Annotated in this window: 1 pseudogene; it reads left to right on the top strand. The window is 69.5% G+C overall.

The window, feature by feature from the left end:
* Positions 1-236, top strand: a pseudogene (locus AC0L2J_RS34830) (aminomethyl-transferring glycine dehydrogenase subunit GcvPB); the annotation flags it as partial.

The raw sequence follows: 236 nt of genomic DNA, 5'->3' as shown, positions 1-236 counted from the left end.
CATCAAGACGATCTACGAGAAGGGCCGCGCCGGCCGCCGCGCGTTCGTCGCGCCGGACCTCGACGTCCCGCACGTCGACGGCCTGCTGCCCGAGCAGCACCGCCGCGCCGAGGGGCCGAAGCTGCCGGAGGTCTCCGAGCCGGAGATCGTCCGCCACTACGTGAACCTGTCGAAGCGGAACTTCGACCTGGACTCGGGCTTCTACCCGCTCGGCTCCTGCACCATGAAGCACAACC

The organism is Bradyrhizobium sp. MV1.5 (assembly GCF_055807615.1).
The sequence above is the reverse complement of the archived record's forward strand: the minus strand, read 5'-3'. Positions and strand labels throughout refer to the sequence as shown.